This window comes from Streptomyces yangpuensis, from assembly GCF_024666385.1.
Classification (GTDB): Bacteria; Actinomycetota; Actinomycetes; order Streptomycetales; family Streptomycetaceae; genus Streptomyces; species Streptomyces yangpuensis.
Genome location: NZ_CP102514.1, coordinates 7354235 through 7371726, shown reverse-complemented (window position 1 = coordinate 7371726; position 17492 = coordinate 7354235). Strand labels below are relative to the sequence as shown.

Here is a 17492-nt window from a genome sequence, read left to right as displayed (position 1 = left end):
CGCCCGAAAGACCATCTCCGCAGTGTCGTGCACGCTTCGTGAATGGGATGGGATGAGATGGGGATGACTCGACGAAGAGCATCGGGGCGAGGCCGGTACCTCCTGATCGGCCTGGTCCTCGCGCTGGTCGCACTGGCGCTCGGCCCCGCGACGGCGGCCGGCGCCTCGGCCGGCTCGCGGTGGTGGGAGCCCGTGGCGCGCCCGGCGCCGGACTCGCAGGTCAACGTCACCGGGGAGCCGTTCACCGGGACCGACGCGCAGGGCCGCGTCCGCGGATATGTCGACGGGCACGTCCACCTGATGTCCGACGAGGGCTTCGGCGGACGGCTGGTCTGCGGGAAGGTCTTCTCCACGGGCGGTGCGGCGGACGCCCTCAAGGACTGCCCCGAGCACTACCCGAACGGTGTCCTCGCTCTCTTCGACATGATCACCAAGGGTGGTGACGGCCGGCACGACCCGAACGGCTGGCCGACCTTCCGCGACTGGCCGGCCCACGACTCCTCCACCCACCAGCAGACGTACTACGCGTGGGTGGAGCGGGCCTGGCGGGGCGGGCAGCGGATCCTGGTGAACGACATGGTCACCAACGGGGTCATCTGCTCGCTGTACTTCTTCAAGGACCGCGGCTGTGACGAGATGACCGCGATCAGGCTGCAGATCCGCAAGACGTACGAACTGCAGGACTACGTCGACGCCATGTACGGCGGCCCGGGCAAGGGCTGGTTCCGGGTCGTCACCGAACCCGACCAGGCGCGCAGGGTCATCCAGGAGGGCAAGCTCGCCGTCGTCCTCGGGGTGGAGACCTCGGAACCGTTCGGCTGCAAGCAGGTGCTGGACGGCGCCCGCTGCACCATGGCCGACATCGACCGCGGCCTCGACGAGCTGCACGGTCTGGGTGTGCGCAGCATGTTCCTGTGCCACAAGTTCGACAACGCCCTGTGCGGTGTCCGGTTCGACTCGGGCACCCAGGGCATGGCCATCAACGTCGGCCAGTTCCTGTCGACGGGCACCTTCTGGAGCACGGAGCCCTGCCCGGGACCCGAGCACGACAATCCGATCGGGTTCGGCCTCGCCGCAGCACAGGCCGAGCACTCCGGGGACGCCGGCGCGTCGCACGCCCACGCGGCGGGCACGGTGGGCGCCGAGGGCGACGCGGAGACGGACGCCGAGGCGCGGGCCAGGATCCGCGGCGCGTTGCCGGAGGGGGTGGAACTGCCGGAGTACGGTGCTTCCTTGCAGGCGGCCCAGGCCCAGTGCAACCGCCGGGGCCTGACGGCGCTGGGCGAGTACGCGGTGCTGGGCATGATGAAGCGCAGCATGATGCTGGAGATCGACCACATGAGCGTCAAGGCGGCCGGCCAGGCTCTGCGGATCCTCGAAGCCGAGCGCTATTCCGGTGTCCTGTCCACGCACGGCTGGATGGACGAGAACTGGACCGAGCGGGTCTACCGCCTGGGCGGCTTCATCACCGGCCACATGTACGAGGCCCCCGCGTTCGCCGCGGAGGCGCGCAAGCATGCCGCCCTGCGCGCCCGGTACGGTGCCGGCTACGGCCTCGGCACCGACATGAACGGCTTCGCCTGGCTGCCCGGACCGCGGGCCGCGGCGGGCGATCCTGTCCGCTACCCGTTCCGCAGTGCCGACGGCGGCTCGGTCCTCGACCGGCAGGTCACCGGCTCGCGCGTCTGGGACGTCAACACGGACGGCGGCGGCGCCCATTACGGTCTCGTGCCGGACTGGATCGAGGACATCCGGGTCACGGGCGGCCAGGACGTGGTGGACGAGCTGATGCGGGGCGCCGAGGGCTATCTGCGCATGTGGGAGCGTACGAGCGACCACACCACCCCCTACGAGCCCCTGGTCCGCGGCTACCGCCCGCACGCCGGGCATCTGGCCTCCTCACGGACGCTGCCCGCGGGCTTCACCCATGAGGCGGTTTGGAAGGTGCTGCGGGACCCGGCACCGGGCACGGTCCGGCTCTACGAGTGCAAGGTGGCGAACCACTCGCTGCTGACGCCGGACCCGGGCTGCGAGGGTCAACAGCCCCTGGGCGCGGTCGGGTACGTGTACACGAAGGCGGTGCCGGGCTCGGTCCCCCTCTACCGGTGCTACATACCGTCCGTGTTCGACCACTTCGTCTCCAACCGGGCCGACTGCGAGGGGCCGTACGTGCGGGAGGGTCTGCTCGGCCACGTCATGCCGGCGGCCGGGCCCGGCACCGGCTGACGGCGGGCACCCACCGGATCCCGGCCTCCTTCAGGAACGGCCGGGCTCCGGTGGGCTGCCGCCGAGGACGTCGGCGACATGGGCGGCGAGTGCGGAGCGCAAGCCGTCGGGGGACATCTGCCGTTCGTCGATCAGGTGCGTCACCAGGTCGGCGCGGATCGCGGCCAGCAGGGCGTGGGCGGTGAAGTCCGGGTCGTGGACGCCCGGTACCCGGTCGAGCGCCGCGCGCAGCGTTTCGTGCCACCATCCGTAGTGCCCGGCCCGGTACGGGCTGCTGATCCCGGCGTCCTCCGCGGCGGACATGAGGTTCCGGTTCTCGGTCTTGAACTTCAGGGCGGTGTCGAGGAGGTCCAGCACCTGCTGCCGCGGGTCGGAACCGGTCTGCTCCTGCACCTCCCCCACCGCGCGCCGCAGCGGTTCGAGGCGGGAGGTGATCACGGCGGCGATCAGGCCGGCCCGGTCGCCGAAGCGGCGGAAGAGGGTGCCCTTGCCCACGCCGGCGGCTGCGGCGATGTCGTCCATCGACACGCTGTGGGGGCTGCTGCTGGCGGCGAAGAGGGCGTCGGCGGCCGCCAGGACGGCTTCTCGGTTGCGCTGGGCGTCCGCGCGCTCCGTACGCTCCCTGCCCTCCGTACGCTCCGCTCGTGGGGTCACGGGTCCTCCCCGGTCTACGGCCGCTCCGGCCCCTGGAAATGATATTCGGCCGGTGCGTGCGGGCGGCTGCACCTCCCGTTCGACGAAGGCGCGCAGGGTGCCCGGGGGGCGCCCGGTGAGGCGCTCGACGGTGTCCGAGGTGCGGTCCTCCGCGCCTGCGGCGATGGCGCGGTCCATGGCCGCGAGCATGGTGGCGAACTCCAGCGGGATCTCGGCCGCCCAGCGGTCGCGCAGTTGCTCGAAGGTCAGCTGCCGGTGCACGACGGTGCGGCCGGTGACCTCGGTGATGACCGTGGCGACGTCGGTGTAGCTGAGGGCCTGCGGCCCGGTGAGGATCAAGTCGGTGTTCGGGGCCTGTTCGGCGGTCAGGGCGTGTACGGCGACGGCGGCGATGTCCTCGGCGTCGACGAATCCGACCCGGCCGTCCCCCGACGCCGTGAGGATGGCTCCGTCGTCGCGGATGGTGCGGGCGTGAGGGGCGGCGCCGGTGAAGTTCTGCATGAACCAGGACGGCCGCAGCACCGCCCACTCCTCGAACAGGGCGGGCAGTTGCTCGTGCACGCGGCCCACGGCCGGGCCGCCGGAGGGGATCGCCGAGGAGCTGAGCAGCACGACGCGGCGTACGCCGGCGGCGCGGGCCCCGTGGAGGAAGGGCAGCATGACGGCGGCGGGGTCGGGAGCGCCGGTGGGCGGGACGAGGTAGGCGCGGTCGGCGCCGTCCAGGGCCCCGGCCCAGGTCGCCGGGTCGTTCCAGTCGAAGCGGACGGGGTCGGCTCCCGCCAGTGGGGTGGCGTTCCGGCCGGCGGCCTTGACGCGGCGTCCTGCGGCGATCAGTCCGGTGGTGACGCGGCGGCCGGTGGTGCCGGTGGCCCCGATGACCAGCGTGGCGTGGGTGGTCGTCATCGGTTCTCTCCGGTGAGGTCGGCCCCGACGCCGGTCAGGGATGCGGCGAGGGGGTTCCAGTAGTCGCGGTAGGAAGTGATGAGCCCGTTCTCGACCGTGACCACGGCGATGTAGGTCATGTCGTAGGGAGTGTCGGTCTTGACCAGACGGCCGACACCCCGCATCTCGACCACGATCGTTTCGGGGACGGTGGTCTGATGGATCGTCACGTCCGGGAAATCGTGCAGGTCGATGTGGTCGGGGTAGTCGCGCATGTACGCGCCGACCGCGGCCTTGCCTTCGAGGCGGGCCGGCCAACCGGCGGGGGCGAAGGGAAATTCGAGGACACCGCGGGCGTCCCACAGGTCGACCCAGGCGGGGATGTCCTTCTCCAGCAGCAGGCGCAGGCCGTGGCGGTACAGCTCCGCGGGCTCCATGGGCTCCGCGGGCTCCATGGGCTCCGTGGGGGTCGTCATGAGGAAGCTTCCGTTCTGCTCGGCGTGGCGGCGATTTCTGCTCGGCGGGGCGGCCCGGGGGAACACAAACGGACCGCCAGTCCGCATGACCGCGACCTTACGGACCGCCGGTCCGTTTAGCAAGGGCGGTGACCCCGCCGGCAGTGGAGAAGGGCACGGAAAAGGCCGTGGCCGACCCGCGGAACGGGTCGGCCACGGCCTTCGGCGGGGCTCAGGAAGTGCGCTTCAGGGTCCAGGTGTTGGGGTTGAAGCTGGGAACGGCGGAGTAGCGACAGCCGCTCGAGTAGTAGGTGCTGACGATGGTCCAGCCGGCGGGCGGCCAGGTCGACGCGCAGGCGTTGACCTGGGTGCCGACGGGGTAGCCTCTCAGGTCCTTGATCTGCTTCATGTTGGGCGTGAAGCCGGAGCCGCACCCGGCGCTGTTCCACCACTGGACGTCCACCCAGCCGTCCGGGGTGAGCGCGCTGGCGCACATGTTGACCGTGTCACCGGGCGCGGCGGAGGCGGGACTTGCGGTGACGGCCAGGGCGGTGACGGCCATGGTGGCCAGGGCAACGGCGTAACGGGTGCGGATCATGGGACGTTCCTTCCTCGGTGCACTGGGTTCGCCGCCGACCGTCGGCAGGCCGTACCAGGCGCCGCGTCATTGCTATCCGACCCAGGAAGACTCCAGAAAGTCACCTTTTGGGCATAACTCTGCGATCGTTTAGCGCCGGTGTCAGCCGATCGGCTGCCGCGCCTCGGCGCGCACCTTCAGGGTGGCCTCGGCGAACTTCGCGAGGTCGATGGCACCGGGCTCTTGCTGCGCGGTCTCCGGCGTCACGAATCCGACCGAGGCACCGGTGTTCTCGTCCGCCCAGGCGCATATGGGCAGGGAGCCACCCGCCGCGCCCTGCTTCATGGTCAGCACCTGGCAGGACAGGGTGATGTCGGAACCGTTCGGGGTGATGTCCTTCGCAGGGACGGCCACGGTCGCGCCCTCGGCGTCCCCGGCGCCGGCCAGCATCTTCCTGCGGGCCCCGGCCGGGTCCTTGAACCGGCCGTACATCCCCGAGACGACCAGCGCACCCGTGCCCTGCGGGGACTTGGCGCTGTACTGGCCGACGACCGGCTTCGGGTCGCGGATCTTCGAGTCGTAGGTGCCCTTGAGGGCATCCTCGCCCGCGGTGGCCGAAAGGTCCTGGTCCAGCGTGTACTTGCCGTCCAGAAGGGTCTTGGGGACGACGAGCTTGTGGGTGGCCTCGGGGAAGCCGCCCCCGCCTCCGGTCAGCAGGCTCGCCCCGAACCCGAGGACGCCGAGCGCCACCAGCGAGGCCGCGACGATCCCGATCACCATGCCCGTCCGGTTCCTGCGCTGCGGCGGACCCATCGGGGGCTGCCCCCAGGCGCCTTGGCCGGGGTACGGCTGCTGCTGCGGGTACGGCTGATGCCCCGGGTAGGGCTGCCCGGGGTGGGGCTGCGGGTGCGGGTGCGGGGGCTGCGCGGTGTACGGCAGGCCGCCGTACGGGGCCTGGGGCTGCGGGGGCCCGTACGGGCCGGGGTTCTGCTGGGGCGGGGGCGTGCTCATGCCCGAACGCTACGGCAGCCCCGCCCGCGTCCGCCGCCGAGGGTCTCCGGGCGGACGGTCAGTCCTGGGCGTGGTCCTGGTCCTGGCCTGGGCCTGGGCCTGGCCTGGGCCTGGGCCTGGGCCTGGGCCTGGCCTGGGCCTGGGCCTGGGCCTGGGCCTGGCCTGGGCCTGGGCCTGGGCCTGGCCTGGGCCTGGGCCTCAGTCCTGGTTCTGGGCCTCAATCCTGGTCCTGCGCCAGGCTGAAGAGCACCCGCTTGTTCTTGTCGGGGTAGGCGGGGTCGGCCCGTTCGAGCCGGACCCGGACGTTCGCGCCGAGTTCGAGGTCGACGGCGGCCGAGGCGACTTTGCCCAGCACGGCGGGCTCCGCCAGCTGTACCTGGCCCTCGCGAGGATTCGGCTGCGCCAGTTCCGCGTCCGTGTCGATCACCACCGCGTCGAAGGTGCTCCCCACCCGGTCCATGAGCAGCGCCGCCTCCACCAGGTCCACCGATTGCCGGTCCGCCGCGTTCCCCTTGGCCTTCTCCATCCGGCTCGGCAGGTCGGCCAGGGCGGCGAGCACCCATTCGGGCGGCTCCCGGTCCGCGCTCGCGGCCACGCACAGTTCACCGGCGTACCGGTCGACCAACCGCCGCAGGGGCGCCGTGCAGTGCGTGTACGGTGCCGCGATCGCCGCGTGGACGGTCTGCGCGGGGATGTGCTCGTGGTCACGGAAGGACTTGTAGACCGATTTCAGCAACAGGGCGCCGGCCGCCTCATGGAGGAAGGCCGCGTGCCGGTGCTGGTGCGGATCGAGGGAGCGGATCAGTTCGGCGTACGAGACGTGGTGCGGCCAGTCGATGCCGAGGCCCTGGGCGATGTGGCGCAGTCGCGTGACCTCGTGGGTCGGGGCCTGCTCCTGGGTCCGCAGGATTCCGGGGCCGCCGCCGTCCAGCATCATCCTGGCCGCGGCCATACCGGTCATGAGGGAGATCTGCTCGTTCCAGCCGTCCACGGGCAGTGCGGCCCGGTAGCTCAGCCGGAACGATCCGTTCTCGACGGTGACCTCCTGGTCCGGCAGGCTGAGCGAGATGCCGCCCCGCTCGGCCTCGACGGCCTCGCGCAGGGTTCCGATGTTGCGCAGCAGGGCGACGGACTCGGCGGCGGTGCCGGCGTCGATGGCCTGCTGGACGGCCGCGTAGTCGAGTCTGGCCGTACTGCGCACCAGGGCGCGGCTCACGGACGACGTGATCACCTCGCCGTGGGCGTCGAGGTCGTGCTGCCACAGCAGGGCGGGGACCTTCTGGTTCGGCAGCAGGCTGGCCGCGCCCTCGGAGAGGACGGGCGGGTGCAGGGGCACCTTGCCGTCGGGGAAGTAGAGGGTGACGATGCGTTTGCGGGCCTCGGCGTCCAGTGCGTCGCCCGCGGTGACGAAGGCGGCCACGTCGGCGATGGCGTAGTACACGCGGAACCCTCCGCCGGGCCGTCGCTCCAGGTACATGGCCTGGTCGAGGTCCTTCGAGCCGGGCGGGTCGATCGTGAAGAGCGGCAGGTCGGTCGCGTCCTTGTCGGGCAGCCGGGGCGCGCGGGCGGCGGCCTGGGCCGCGGCGAGCACCGGATCGGGGAAGACCGAGGGGGCCTGCAGGTCGGTCCGCAGCTTCTTCAGGGCGGTGGCCAGCGCGGCCTTGGCCGCTTCGGACATGCGCATCGGGCGGCGTGGCATGCCCCGAGCGTATGGCGGAGGCCGCCCGCCGGCACGGCGGGCGACCCGTCCGGGTGCAGCGGGGCCGGCCACACCGCGCGTCGACCGGACACGATGCGCCGGGCGTCCGGGGGTCCCGGCGGGGCGGCCGGTCGCTGCTCGGTGCGGGGTGGCGGCCCGGTCCTCGTCGTCGGGTCAGGCGCCCACACCCAGCACGGTACGGATCAAGGTCCGCTGGGCATCGGACAGGCAGGGGTCCTGGAGGTCGAGCACCTCGTCGTCGACGGTGATCCGGTAGCGGTAGCCGTCGGGTGCGGGAGCGACGGCCCGCTGGGCGAGCTCCTCCAGTTCCGCCGCGTCCGGGCGCCCGGACGTGTCGAGTGCGCTGAGCTTCTCCAGGCCGCCGGCGAAGCCTCCGGAGCGGGTGACCGTTATCAGCATGGCCGTTCCTTCCTGTCCGCTGGTGTGTCGTACGGTCTGCGCATCGCAGCCACTGCCGCGCATGCCCCGAACACCGGCGCGCTGTCACCCGGCGGGCGCCGATCCGCAGGAACGGCCGGAAAGCGCCGTGCGGCGGGCAGCGGCCGACGGCCGGCGCCTCGGCGCGAGCGCTCTGCGCGCGCGAGCCGGTCGGCGAGGAGTGCGCGCAGGAGTTCCGGTCGCTCGTGCGGCCCCGGGTACACGGGGCGCGCGCCGGGGTGTGCGGCGCCAGGGTGTGCGCGTCCAGTGCTCGGCGATCCGATGGCGGGCCGCCCGGTCGACGAGCCCTGGGGCGGGAGCCCCACGTAGCGTCGGTAGCGTTCGAGTATCTCGGGCGTCCGGATGACGAAGTAGCTCCGGACGACGTCGTCGCCGATGTGGCCCGGCGCCGAACCACGCCATTCAGGCCATGTGAGGCATCCGGAGGCCGTCACACACACTGTCCGCAAAAGCGTTCAGAACGGCCGGAATCGGCAAGACCCGCACCTCCGGGGTCGTGGCGGTCGCCGCGCTCCTTTCGTCCATGGTGTGCGCCTCGGGCGGCGCGGACCGTAACGGGAACCGCCCGCCTCAGGCGCCCCGGGCCCAACCGGTTGCGCACCGTGCACCCTTGCACCCCTGCACCCCTGCACCCCTGCCCAAGGATCTGCACTCGCCGGGAACGTCCGAATATCGATCACCGACGGGGAACACCGGCCGCCGTCCCAGCAGTTCATCGGATGGAACCGGGGGCGGGCCCGCACGACTCGTCCCCGACCGGGCAGATCCATGGGCAAGGAGACACCGTGCGCATTCTCTTCACCGGACCGGCCTCGGCCGGACACCTCTTTCCGATGATCCCGACCGCGCAGGCCTTACGTGCCGCCGGGCACGAAGTACTGTTCGCGGGCTCGCCGCCACTGCACCAGCTGCGCCAGGCAGGTTTCCCGATCGTCGAGATAGGCGACGGCCGCACCATCCAGGAGGTGTTCGAGCAGGACACGGGCGAGGAAGCGCGTTACGTCGCGCCCGACCTGACCTCCGACCAGATCCTCGACAGGGCGGCCCACGGTTTCGCCCTCCTGTCCCGGTCCACCGTGGACGGTCTGCTGGAGGTCGCCGACAGCTGGGGCGCCGACCTGCTGGTCTACGACTCCTTCCAGGCGTCGGCCCCGCTGGTCGCGGCCAAGCTCAAGATCCCGTCGGTGATCCAGAACTTCGGCGTGACCTCCGGCCACGACATGGTCGCCCGGCTCGCCGCCAACTTCACCGAGGCGTACGAGACGTTCCGGGTGGACGGCCCGGCCGAGCCCACCGCGCTGAACATCGTCCCCGCCTCTCTCGGCGGCGACCCGGACGGCCTGCGGATGCGCTACCTCCCGTACAACGGCGGCGGTTTCGTCCCCGTCGGACTGCTCCGCCGCGGCACGCGTCCGCGCGTGGCCGTCACCCTGGGCACGGTGCTCACCGAGATGGACGGCGTCAACGCCATCGTCCGTCTGATCGAGGCCGCCGCGTCGGTGGACGCCGAGTTCCTGCTCGCCGTGGGCGACGCCGACCTCACGCCGCTGGGCACCCTCCCGGACAACGTGCGCGCGCTGCCCTGGGTCCCGCTCGCCGAGCTGCTGACCGCCTCGGACGCACTGGTCCACCACGGCGGCTCCGGCACCCTGCTCACCGCCCTCCAGGCCGGCCTGCCCCAGCTCCTGCTCCCGCAGGGCGCTGACCACTTCATCAACGCCGACGCCCTCACCGCGACCGGCGCCGCCCTGCGTTCCGCCTCCGACGAGGTCGATACCGCACTCCTCACCCGGCTCATATCCGACCAGGCCCTGCGCGAGGGCGCCGACCGCCTCCGCGCGGAGAACGCCGCCCTGCCGACCCCGGCCGAGACGGTCCCCGCCCTGGAGGCCCTGACCTCCGCCTGAGGCGCCGCTCTCCGCGGCGCCAGGGAATCCCGGAGGCTGCTGCCGAGGCCCGGGCAGGTGCCCCCTGCCCGGGCCCAGGCCGACGGCACCGCGCCGGCGGCGAAGAGGCGGCTGCCAGGTCAGGGGGCGTCGCGTGGCAGGGTCAGGGCATCTCGTCGGGGTCACAGCTGGCCCGGCGCAGCCCGATCGCACGAAGGGCCCGCATCAGGGCCTCGTGGTCCCCCTCGCGCACGATGTGAACGGCTCCCTCCACCATCAGGCCCGACACCGCACGGGGCACCCGGGTGGCGGCGGTTCGCAGCACCACCCCGCTGGGCGGATCCAGATCCCGCACCCCCCGGAACACCCGCTGGACCCCCGCGTCCGAGTCGATGCTGTCGAGCCCGGCGGGCAGGGCCAGGACGGTGATGTCGGGGAGCAGGACGCGGGCGTGCGCAAGAGCGACCGCGGGGTCGTGGGCGTGCGACACGACCTGGAAGTGCGGGTTGCGCTGGATGCCCGAGCGCAGCAGCTCCAGCTGCTCGCCGTCGGGCACGCCGACTACCAGGACGGTCATCACCTTCCCATCGTGCTGTCCCGCGTACCGCGGGGCGACCCGGGAGGGCGGGGCGTGGAGCCCCGACTCAGACCGCCGCCGCATCGTCGGCCGACTCCGGCCGCGGACTCCGTACGGCTTGCGCGGGCACTCCAGCCTGTTCGGGCTGCGCGAGCGGAAGGTGCCGGGCGGCCTCGGTGGCGGTGTACGAGGTGGCGAAGGTGAAGGCGCGAGGGGACGGCCCGTGATCCCGTAGCTCGGTCAGCCGGTCCAGCGCCTCGCCGACGGTCGGCAGATGGCCGGCGGGCACCCACCACAGCACCATGTGCGCCTCGACGTGCCGCTCGAACCATTCGCGGCGCCGCCGCATCACCTCCAGGTGCCCGCTGCGGTAGGCGAAGTCCCACAGCGCCTCCTGGGTCTCCCACACGGACAGATTGACGATGACGTCCTCGCCCGCCGGGCGCAGGCCGGTGGCGTCGCTCTCCCCTTCCCCGACCAGGCGCCATACGAAGCCGGGCGCTCCGTCGGCGGCGGCGTTGACCGGGTCGAGCGCTTCCACGAACGGCGCGATGCGCGGGTCGTCGATGGGGTGGAGGAGCGTGGCGACGTTCAGCTGGGCGAGGTGGGCGGCCTGCATGGGTTTGGTCATGGCCTCATCCCAGCACGCCGTCCATTTCTATGTCAACGTTCATTGTTTTTAGAAGCCTCCACCACCACGCAGCACTCCCCCGGCCGGGCGTCCATGCGGGCACGGACCGGACCGTCGGGACCGATCAGCCCTTCCAGCAGGGCGAGGTTCATACCGCAGACGAGCGGTGGGAAGCGCTCGGCCACGACGTGGAACGGGCAGTTGCGCATGCGCACGACGCCCCCGAGGCCGCCCTCACCACCCTCGCCTGCCTCTCCGGCTTCGAGGTGCGGCTCGTAGCCACGGGCGGCCAGCAGCTCCATGGCTTCCGCGAGGCCGCCGCAGGGCGCCGCCGAGCCACGCAGGGCCTCGCCCCGGCGGCGGGCGGCAGCGCGGAGCCCGGCATCCAGGCCGGCCTCCTCCGCGGCCTCGGCGAGCAGTTCGGCGGCGGTCCGGTAGTCCCGGGCGGGCAGCGAGACCGACCGCTCGACCCGGGCCCGCGTGTACACCTTGGCCGGACGGCCCGCCCCCGGCCCCGAGCGTCCGGTCAGGCGCCGACTGCCGCTCTCCAGCAGCCCCGCCTCGGCCAGCCGGTCCAGGTGGTGCGCGGCGAGCGTCCGCGCCACGCCGACCGCCTCGGCGGCCTCGTTGCGGCCGACCTCGCGCCCCTGAGCCGCCACGTACTCGTACAGCCGGCGGCGTACCGGATCCTGCAGCACCGCGATCACGTCGATGTCCTTCATCCGGCCATTCTAGAAACAACACAGATTGGAGATAGAAGGCCCGGCGGAAACCGATCGACGGTCCTGCGCTGCGACGGCGACGATGCCGGAGGCAGCAGGCTCACCCCCCACACCCGGAGGCCCGATGGGGTCCGGATGTGCCGACATCGACGTGCTCGACGCCCTGACCGGAGCCGGCAGGTCCGCGGAGCTCAACGACGCGGACGACGCGGGCGACATGTTCGAGTGGTGTCCACCACCCGGAGGCGGGGACGGGCGGCACGCTCGGGTCTCGGGGTGTCCAGTGCCGTTGGAGGCTGCACCTGTCCGTGATCGTCACCAGCGACGCGCAAGGTGGTCTCCCTGCGCTACTGGCGGCACAGTTTCCCGTACCTACTCTGCATCTTCGACGGCCCCGGACACGGCGGTGAGATAGCGGCTCAGAGTTTCGCGGCTGTCCGGAGTGAACGGGTGCTGCCGCATGAACCGGCGGAGTTCGGACTCCGACAGCCAGCTGTGCCACATGATCTCGTCCGGATCGGGTTTCAGGTCGGCGAGTACGACGGCCTCATGGACCGCGAGCCAGTGGGGGCTGAGGCCGCTGCGGTTCAGGAACTTCACGATGAAGCGGACCGGTACCCGGATGCCCAGTTCCTCGGCCAGTTCACGGGCCGCGGCCTCCTGATAGGACTCGCCTGCGGTGACGGCGCCGCCGGCCACCACCTCGTAGTGCCCCGGGAACCGTGAGACCCCTTCAGAGCGGCGATGCACCAGGACCTTCCCCGCGCGATCCCTGCACACCGTCACGGCGATGCGATGCAACCAGCCGTGGCGAACGGCATCACTGCGGCTGACGACCGCCAAGACCCGGTCCTGCTCGTCAACGTGCTCCACGAACTCATTCATGCGCTCCACGATCGCAGGCAGCCGAATGCAAGATCCAACTGCCCTGTGCAGCCTCGTCTGCAAGCGGTGTCACCCCCGAAGCCCAGGCCCGCGAGACGAGATTCCCGCCCCCTCGGAGCCCCAACGAACGTGATACCGCGTGTCCTTGATGAGCGCACCTGGTCCGCCACGGAAGTGGTAGGGAGCGATGCTGCTGATCGAATGACTCTGGCCGGCCGCCGCGACTGCTGGCCCGGACAGTCAGGTAGAGGAACAGATCGGGCGCCACGAGTCAGCCGCCGTGGAGCCCCCACTCATCGAGGCCGCCGTAGATATGAGCTTCGAGGCATTGCGGGGCTTCAAGGCCCACGGCCTCGCCTCGGTACACGACGATGAGAGAGTCACCGCCTCGCCACCAGGTGTCGGTCACACCCTGTACTTCGGGCACCGGCTCGAAACCGCCGAGATCCATTGACTCAACGGCCTTGCCCTTGATCCTTGTGACGGTCCTGGCCCAGCGCCGGGCATGCGCGGCGAGCGCCAGGGACTCCACCCATCCGTCCGTGTTGGCATGCAGAGGTACCCAGCGGAAGGCATCGATCCCGAATGCCCCGTCGGGGCCGATCCGAAATCCGTAGGCCATCGACACCCGGCAGTTCCCCGCCGGGAACGGCCAGCCGTCTTCGGACATCCGCTCGGGGCAGTCGGCCTGCAGGATGCGCGGACCGCCCTCGTAGAACGGGGCCGGCGGCAGGGCGAGGCCTCCCCAGCGGTCCTGGAAGGCGGCGGCCCGGTCGATTGACGAAGTGATGCTGCCCGCGGATGCAGTTCGGGGTGGCGAGCCCCGCACCAAGCAGGCGAATCCGCGGTCACTGGTCATGGTGCTGGAGCCTGGCGACGGCTCCGCTCCCACCTCCTCGCAGGCCGACCATTGCGCTCCGTCGCACTGCGCCATCGGCTCGCCGCTACGTGTGCTTCCGTCCGGAAAGGCGTTGACCGTGAGGTCGGCCGCCGGTGTCTTCCCGGTTCGCCCGGCAATCGGCTTCGGCTGCCCGGCCAGGGGCGGCGATGCGCACAGGCAGCCGGAGGCCCGGCCCTGTGTCACCGTTCGCGGTGGTGTGTTCCCCGTACCCGCTCAGGGCGGTCAATGGCGCACGCGGTAGCGCAGGTGAAGTACCCGGTTGCCCTGAATCACCACATCGGGATCCTCCAACAGGTGTTGCGCCTGGACCGAACCGAAGTAGCGCTTGCCCGACCCGAACACGACGGGTACGACGTCCATGCGCACCTCGTCGACCAGGCCCGCGGCAAGCACCTGGCCACCGACGTCGCCGGCGGCGACCTCGACGATGCGATCACCCGCAAGCTCCTGTGCCTTGGCCACGGCTGCCTCGACACCGTCGACGAAGTGGAACGGCGCCTTGGGGTCCCAGCCCTCGGGCATCGGCCGGTGCGACACGACGACCACATGGTCGATCCCGCTCGGCGGTTTTCCGTCCCAGCCGTCCGTCAGGTCGAAGACGCGACGGCCGGCGATCGTGACCCCGATCCGGTCCCAGTACGGCCGGGTGTAGTCGAACGACGCCTGCGACACCTTCAGCGCGCCGCTCTCGTCCAACGGGACGTCACCGCTGACCAACCAGTCGAACAGCGGTCCGGGCTGGTCATTCTCGTCGGCGACGAAGCCGTCCACCGACACCGAGCTGTACATGACCACCTTGCCCATGGTGCTCTCCTCTCCTTCGGGGCCCCGAATTGGGGTCTCGTGAGCTGGCCCTCTTGTAAGAAATCCATCGGCGGGCATAGCCCGGTCCAGCTACCAGGCCCGGAAGTCCCGGAAGGACCGTCATCAGGACCGATCACGCCCCTGCTCACGGGCACCCCAGGGGCCAGTCGAGGCGAGCCGAAATCCTGTGGAGAGCACCTGCGTCGCGTGGAATGCTTTTCGGCGACTGCTGACGGAAGAAAAGGCTCACACCGTGTACGTACCGCCCTCCGCGCGACCTCTCGATGATGACGAGCGTGAGCTCGTGGAGCTGGCACGCCGCACCATCGACGCGCATACCGACGCCGGGCCCGACGAAGACGGGATCCACACGATGGGCGCCGCGGTCATGGCTGCCGACTACCGGATGTTCGCCGGCGTGAACCTCTACCACTTCACCGGTGGCCCCTGCGCCGAACTCGTGGCTCTGGGAGCCGCACGAGCCCAGGGCGCCCGCCAGATGCGCTGCATCGTTGCCGTGGGAAACCACGGGCGCGGGGTCATCGGCCCGTGCGGGCGCGATCGGCAGGTCTTCGTCGACTACTACCCCGCCATGCGCGTCATCGTGCCCACACCCGCGGGGCTCAGGTCCGTTCTCGCCGCCGACCTGGTGCCGCTGACTCAGCAATGGACCCGGGAAGGCATGAACGGTCTCGACCCCTCGCTCTACCAGGACCCCGAGACGGCCGGTCCCCCGATCATCCGGTTCAACCCCCGCTACCTCGAGGCCGTCCGCTCCGGCGCCAAGACCAAGACCACCCGCTTCCGGGACCCTGCCCGGCTCGGGCCGGCACGGCTGGTGTTCGAGAGCGACCCCGAAGTCGTCCTGCCGGCAGAGGTGACCGGCATCAGGCACTGCCTGGTCAGCGACCTCACCGACGAGGACGCCCGATCCGAGGGGCTGACGACCGCAACCGAACTCCGGGAAGGCCTCAAGGGCCACTACCCCGGCCTGGCGGGAACCGACGCAGTCGACGTCATCACCTTCCGGATCAACGAGGCAGACGCCGCTTGAAGAAGGGTACGGAACATTGCGCCTGAGGCGCATCGGAACGATCCTGGCCGCAGCCGCGCCGACCGTACTGGCGGTCCCAGGGCGGCCGGTGCCAGGACACCCGAGGACCGCGCACGTCAGCCGCGCCACATCGGCCACACGGTCGGCCCGCCGCCCGGGAGCCGGATCTCACCGGTGACGCGGAAACCCAGCGCTTCGTAGAAGGGGATGTTCGTGATGTTGCTGGACTCCAGGTAGGCGGGTTGGCCGAGCCGGTCGCACTCGGCCAGCTGCTGGCGCAGCAGCGCCGAACCGACCCCCATCCCCTGGAGTCCGCATTCCGTTCCCACCACCGGCAGGTACCAGTGGGGCGTGTCCGGGTGGGCCTCGTGCAGGGTGTTCTGGACCTCGCCGGCTCGCGGCATCCCGCGGAGGCCGAAGACGCGTGCGTACGGGGCCAGCGCCGCAAGCTCCCGCGCCGCGGAGGTCTTCCAGCAGCCGGGCCCCGACCACAGCGCGGCGGCCAGCAGCCGCCCGTCTCCCGTCGCCGCCACCCGGACGGCGCCCGCGCGCGGCCGCTGCTGACGCTGGGCCAGCCGGAAATAGCGGGCGATCCTGCCTTCGCGGCCGGCTGCCGGCACCATCCACACCATGACCGGGTCCTCGGCGAAGGCCCGGGCCAGGAGCGTGGCGACGGCGCCCGACTCGGTGGGCCGGGCCGACCGGATGCCGTACCCGTCCGACGGCACCCATGGATGTCTGCTCATGCGGTCACGGTAGGCAGCCGGACCGAGCCGTCCCCGTCGGGCGGTGGTGGACACGCCGCACAGGACACCGTACGAGCCACCCCTCACCGGGACGCGCGCTGCCGGACGGCGCAGGGTGCGCCCGAGCCCCGTGTCGGTGCTGAAGAACAACGTTTCCGTCGCGCCTTCGGGGAGAGCTCCCCCGGTCGGCTGTATCGATGGCGTTGTCCCGGGCCGGGAAGGCTAGTTGGGGGGCGGGCGTTCGGCCGGGGGGGTCGCGTCGGCGCCCCGTTCGGGACCGCGCGGCCCGGTCGGGCCGCTGGGGGCAACGGGGCCCACCGGGGCCGCTGGGGCCACCGGGGCGGAGGGGGTTGCCCGGTGTGCGACGGCCGCCGGTCGGGGTGAGTCCGGGGGGCGTTCGGTGTGTCTGCGCGCCCCGTGCGGCCGGGCTCCCTTGAATGGGCAGCCTCCTACGGAAACGGGCACCGTATGACCCTCCCCGCACCGCACCAGTCGCCGACGACCGCCGCGAGCCGGTACACCCGTCGGTCCGTCCTCACGGGTGCCTTCGCCCTGGCCACCGCCGCGGCGCTGCCCGTCGCCGCGGCCGGACGCGCGTACTCGGCCGCCGGCCCGGAGATCATCGGCTGCGCCGCCTGGGGGGCGCGGGCCGCGTCCGAGCCCGTCGTCGTCCTTGCCAACCGCCCGGAGCGGATCATCGTCCACCACACGGCGACGGCGAACGTGACGGACTACTCGAGGCAGCGCGCCATCGCCCTCGCCCGGGCCATCCAGACGTACCACATGGACGCGCAGGGCTGGATCGACACCGGACAGCACTTCACCGTCAGCCGCGGCGCGTTCGTGCTGGAGGGCCGCCACAACAGCCTGGCCGAACTGAACTCCGGCCGGCGTCAGGTGCGCGCGGCGCACTGCGTCGGGCAGAACACGGTGTCGATCGGGATCGAGAACGAGGGCACCTACACCTCGGAGGCCCCGCCCGCGGCGCAGTACGCGGCGCTCGCCGACCTGTGCGCCCACATCTGCGACCACTACGGTCTGCCCGCGTCGGAGATCTACGGCCACCGCGACTTCAACTCCACCGCCTGCCCCGGTGACCGCCTGTACGCCCTGCTGCCGGCCCTGCGCCGGGACGTGGCCACCCGCCTCGGCACACCCCTGTCGGAACCGGAGCCGAACCCCGACGAGGATCCGGTGTGGGACCTGGTCCGCCAGACCACCGGCCGGCCCCCGGCCGCGACACTCGGTGAGTACCTCCCGGCAGGTCTGCTGCCCTGACAGGACGCCGCCCCGTGCGAGGTCCGGGCCCGGGCCCGGACCGTC

The 17492-nt window shown here is 71.7% G+C and carries 17 protein-coding genes and 1 pseudogene; 4 read left to right on the top strand and 14 right to left on the bottom strand.

Features of this window, described 5'->3' with window-relative positions:
* Window positions 1–63: 63 nt before the first annotated feature.
* Window positions 64–2226, top strand: coding sequence for an amidohydrolase family protein (locus NRK68_RS33425; RefSeq protein ID WP_257857659.1), 2163 nt, complete (start codon window positions 64–66; stop codon window positions 2224–2226).
* A 30-nt stretch (window positions 2227–2256) separates the two neighbouring features.
* Here NRK68_RS33425 and NRK68_RS33420 read toward each other — a convergent pair whose 3' ends face one another.
* From NRK68_RS33420 to NRK68_RS33390, 7 genes and pseudogenes are all read right to left on the bottom strand, one after another.
* Window positions 2257–2880: a TetR/AcrR family transcriptional regulator gene (locus NRK68_RS33420; RefSeq protein WP_257857982.1), complete on the bottom strand. Its 624-nt coding sequence runs from the start codon at window positions 2878–2880 to the stop codon at window positions 2257–2259.
* Window positions 2881–2946: 66 nt separating this feature from the next.
* Window positions 2947–3783, bottom strand: a pseudogene (locus tag NRK68_RS33415) (NmrA family NAD(P)-binding protein); the annotation flags it as partial.
* Window positions 3780–4238: a nuclear transport factor 2 family protein gene (locus tag NRK68_RS33410; protein WP_257857658.1), complete on the bottom strand. Its 459-nt coding sequence runs from the start codon at window positions 4236–4238 to the stop codon at window positions 3780–3782. The gene NRK68_RS33410 and the pseudogene NRK68_RS33415, both read right to left, overlap by 4 nt.
* Before the next feature lie 211 nt (window positions 4239–4449).
* Window positions 4450–4815: a hypothetical protein gene (locus NRK68_RS33405; RefSeq protein ID WP_079026062.1), complete on the bottom strand. Its 366-nt coding sequence runs from the start codon at window positions 4813–4815 to the stop codon at window positions 4450–4452.
* A gap of 141 nt (window positions 4816–4956) precedes the next feature.
* Complete coding sequence (locus NRK68_RS33400; protein WP_257857657.1) at window positions 4957–5805, bottom strand: hypothetical protein; 849 nt, start codon at window positions 5803–5805, stop codon at window positions 4957–4959.
* Window positions 5806–6022: 217 nt separating this feature from the next.
* Window positions 6023–7504, bottom strand: coding sequence for an RNB domain-containing ribonuclease (locus NRK68_RS33395; RefSeq protein WP_257857656.1), 1482 nt, complete (start codon window positions 7502–7504; stop codon window positions 6023–6025).
* 174 nt (window positions 7505–7678) lie between these two features.
* A complete protein-coding gene (locus NRK68_RS33390) occupies window positions 7679–7924 on the bottom strand; it encodes a protealysin inhibitor emfourin (protein WP_257857655.1) in 246 nt (81 codons plus the stop codon).
* A gap of 824 nt (window positions 7925–8748) precedes the next feature.
* Between NRK68_RS33390 and NRK68_RS33385 the strand changes: the two genes are divergently transcribed.
* Window positions 8749–9870, top strand: coding sequence for a nucleotide disphospho-sugar-binding domain-containing protein (locus NRK68_RS33385; RefSeq protein WP_257857654.1), 1122 nt, complete (start codon window positions 8749–8751; stop codon window positions 9868–9870).
* Window positions 9871–10012: 142 nt separating this feature from the next.
* Here NRK68_RS33385 and NRK68_RS33380 read toward each other — a convergent pair whose 3' ends face one another.
* The 6 genes from NRK68_RS33380 to NRK68_RS33355 all read right to left on the bottom strand — a co-directional run bounded on the left by NRK68_RS33380 (window position 10013) and on the right by NRK68_RS33355 (window position 14369).
* Window positions 10013–10426 carry a response regulator gene (locus NRK68_RS33380; protein WP_257857653.1) on the bottom strand — a complete coding sequence of 138 codons (414 nt, stop codon included), beginning with the start codon at window positions 10424–10426 and terminating at the stop codon, window positions 10013–10015.
* A gap of 67 nt (window positions 10427–10493) precedes the next feature.
* Complete coding sequence (locus tag NRK68_RS33375) at window positions 10494–11057, bottom strand: DUF3291 domain-containing protein (RefSeq protein ID WP_257857652.1); 564 nt, start codon at window positions 11055–11057, stop codon at window positions 10494–10496.
* A gap of 32 nt (window positions 11058–11089) precedes the next feature.
* Window positions 11090–11779 (bottom strand): helix-turn-helix transcriptional regulator, encoded by a 690-nt coding sequence (locus NRK68_RS33370; RefSeq protein WP_257857651.1) that lies wholly within the window; start codon window positions 11777–11779, stop codon window positions 11090–11092.
* A gap of 372 nt (window positions 11780–12151) precedes the next feature.
* Window positions 12152–12664, bottom strand: coding sequence for an NUDIX domain-containing protein (locus NRK68_RS33365; protein WP_257857650.1), 513 nt, complete (start codon window positions 12662–12664; stop codon window positions 12152–12154).
* A 271-nt stretch (window positions 12665–12935) separates the two neighbouring features.
* A complete protein-coding gene (locus NRK68_RS33360; RefSeq protein WP_257857649.1) occupies window positions 12936–13523 on the bottom strand; it encodes a hypothetical protein in 588 nt (195 codons plus the stop codon).
* 264 nt (window positions 13524–13787) lie between these two features.
* Window positions 13788–14369 carry a dihydrofolate reductase family protein gene (locus NRK68_RS33355; protein ID WP_257857648.1) on the bottom strand — a complete coding sequence of 194 codons (582 nt, stop codon included), beginning with the start codon at window positions 14367–14369 and terminating at the stop codon, window positions 13788–13790.
* A 304-nt stretch (window positions 14370–14673) separates the two neighbouring features.
* Between NRK68_RS33355 and NRK68_RS33350 the strand changes: the two genes are divergently transcribed.
* Window positions 14674–15423: an ASCH domain-containing protein gene (locus NRK68_RS33350; RefSeq protein WP_257857647.1), complete on the top strand. Its 750-nt coding sequence runs from the start codon at window positions 14674–14676 to the stop codon at window positions 15421–15423.
* A gap of 116 nt (window positions 15424–15539) precedes the next feature.
* Here NRK68_RS33350 and NRK68_RS33345 read toward each other — a convergent pair whose 3' ends face one another.
* Window positions 15540–16169, bottom strand: a complete 630-nt coding sequence (locus tag NRK68_RS33345) for a GNAT family N-acetyltransferase (RefSeq protein ID WP_257857646.1) — start codon at window positions 16167–16169, stop codon at window positions 15540–15542.
* Window positions 16170–16637: 468 nt separating this feature from the next.
* Between NRK68_RS33345 and NRK68_RS33340 the strand changes: the two genes are divergently transcribed.
* Window positions 16638–17447: a peptidoglycan recognition protein family protein gene (locus NRK68_RS33340; RefSeq protein WP_257857645.1), complete on the top strand. Its 810-nt coding sequence runs from the start codon at window positions 16638–16640 to the stop codon at window positions 17445–17447.
* Window positions 17448–17492 lie beyond the last annotated feature (45 nt).

Coding starts and splice junctions, on each gene's coding strand:
- NRK68_RS33360 (WP_257857649.1), bottom strand. CDS start 13,523: ATGACCAGTGACCGCGGATTCGCCTGCTTGGTGCGGGGCTCGCCACCC.
- NRK68_RS33410 (WP_257857658.1), bottom strand. CDS start 4,238: ATGACGACCCCCACGGAGCCCATGGAGCCCGCGGAGCCCATGGAGCCC.
- NRK68_RS33390 (WP_257857655.1), bottom strand. CDS start 7,924: ATGCTGATAACGGTCACCCGCTCCGGAGGCTTCGCCGGCGGCCTGGAG.
- NRK68_RS33365 (WP_257857650.1), bottom strand. CDS start 12,664: ATGAATGAGTTCGTGGAGCACGTTGACGAGCAGGACCGGGTCTTGGCG.
- NRK68_RS33395 (WP_257857656.1), bottom strand. CDS start 7,504: ATGCCACGCCGCCCGATGCGCATGTCCGAAGCGGCCAAGGCCGCGCTG.
- NRK68_RS33345 (WP_257857646.1), bottom strand. CDS start 16,169: ATGAGCAGACATCCATGGGTGCCGTCGGACGGGTACGGCATCCGGTCG.
- NRK68_RS33405 (WP_079026062.1), bottom strand. CDS start 4,815: ATGATCCGCACCCGTTACGCCGTTGCCCTGGCCACCATGGCCGTCACC.
- NRK68_RS33340 (WP_257857645.1), top strand. CDS start 16,638: ATGACCCTCCCCGCACCGCACCAGTCGCCGACGACCGCCGCGAGCCGG.
- NRK68_RS33380 (WP_257857653.1), bottom strand. CDS start 10,426: ATGACCGTCCTGGTAGTCGGCGTGCCCGACGGCGAGCAGCTGGAGCTG.
- NRK68_RS33400 (WP_257857657.1), bottom strand. CDS start 5,805: ATGAGCACGCCCCCGCCCCAGCAGAACCCCGGCCCGTACGGGCCCCCG.
- NRK68_RS33370 (WP_257857651.1), bottom strand. CDS start 11,779: ATGAAGGACATCGACGTGATCGCGGTGCTGCAGGATCCGGTACGCCGC.
- NRK68_RS33425 (WP_257857659.1), top strand. CDS start 64: ATGACTCGACGAAGAGCATCGGGGCGAGGCCGGTACCTCCTGATCGGC.
- NRK68_RS33375 (WP_257857652.1), bottom strand. CDS start 11,057: ATGACCAAACCCATGCAGGCCGCCCACCTCGCCCAGCTGAACGTCGCC.
- NRK68_RS33355 (WP_257857648.1), bottom strand. CDS start 14,369: ATGGGCAAGGTGGTCATGTACAGCTCGGTGTCGGTGGACGGCTTCGTC.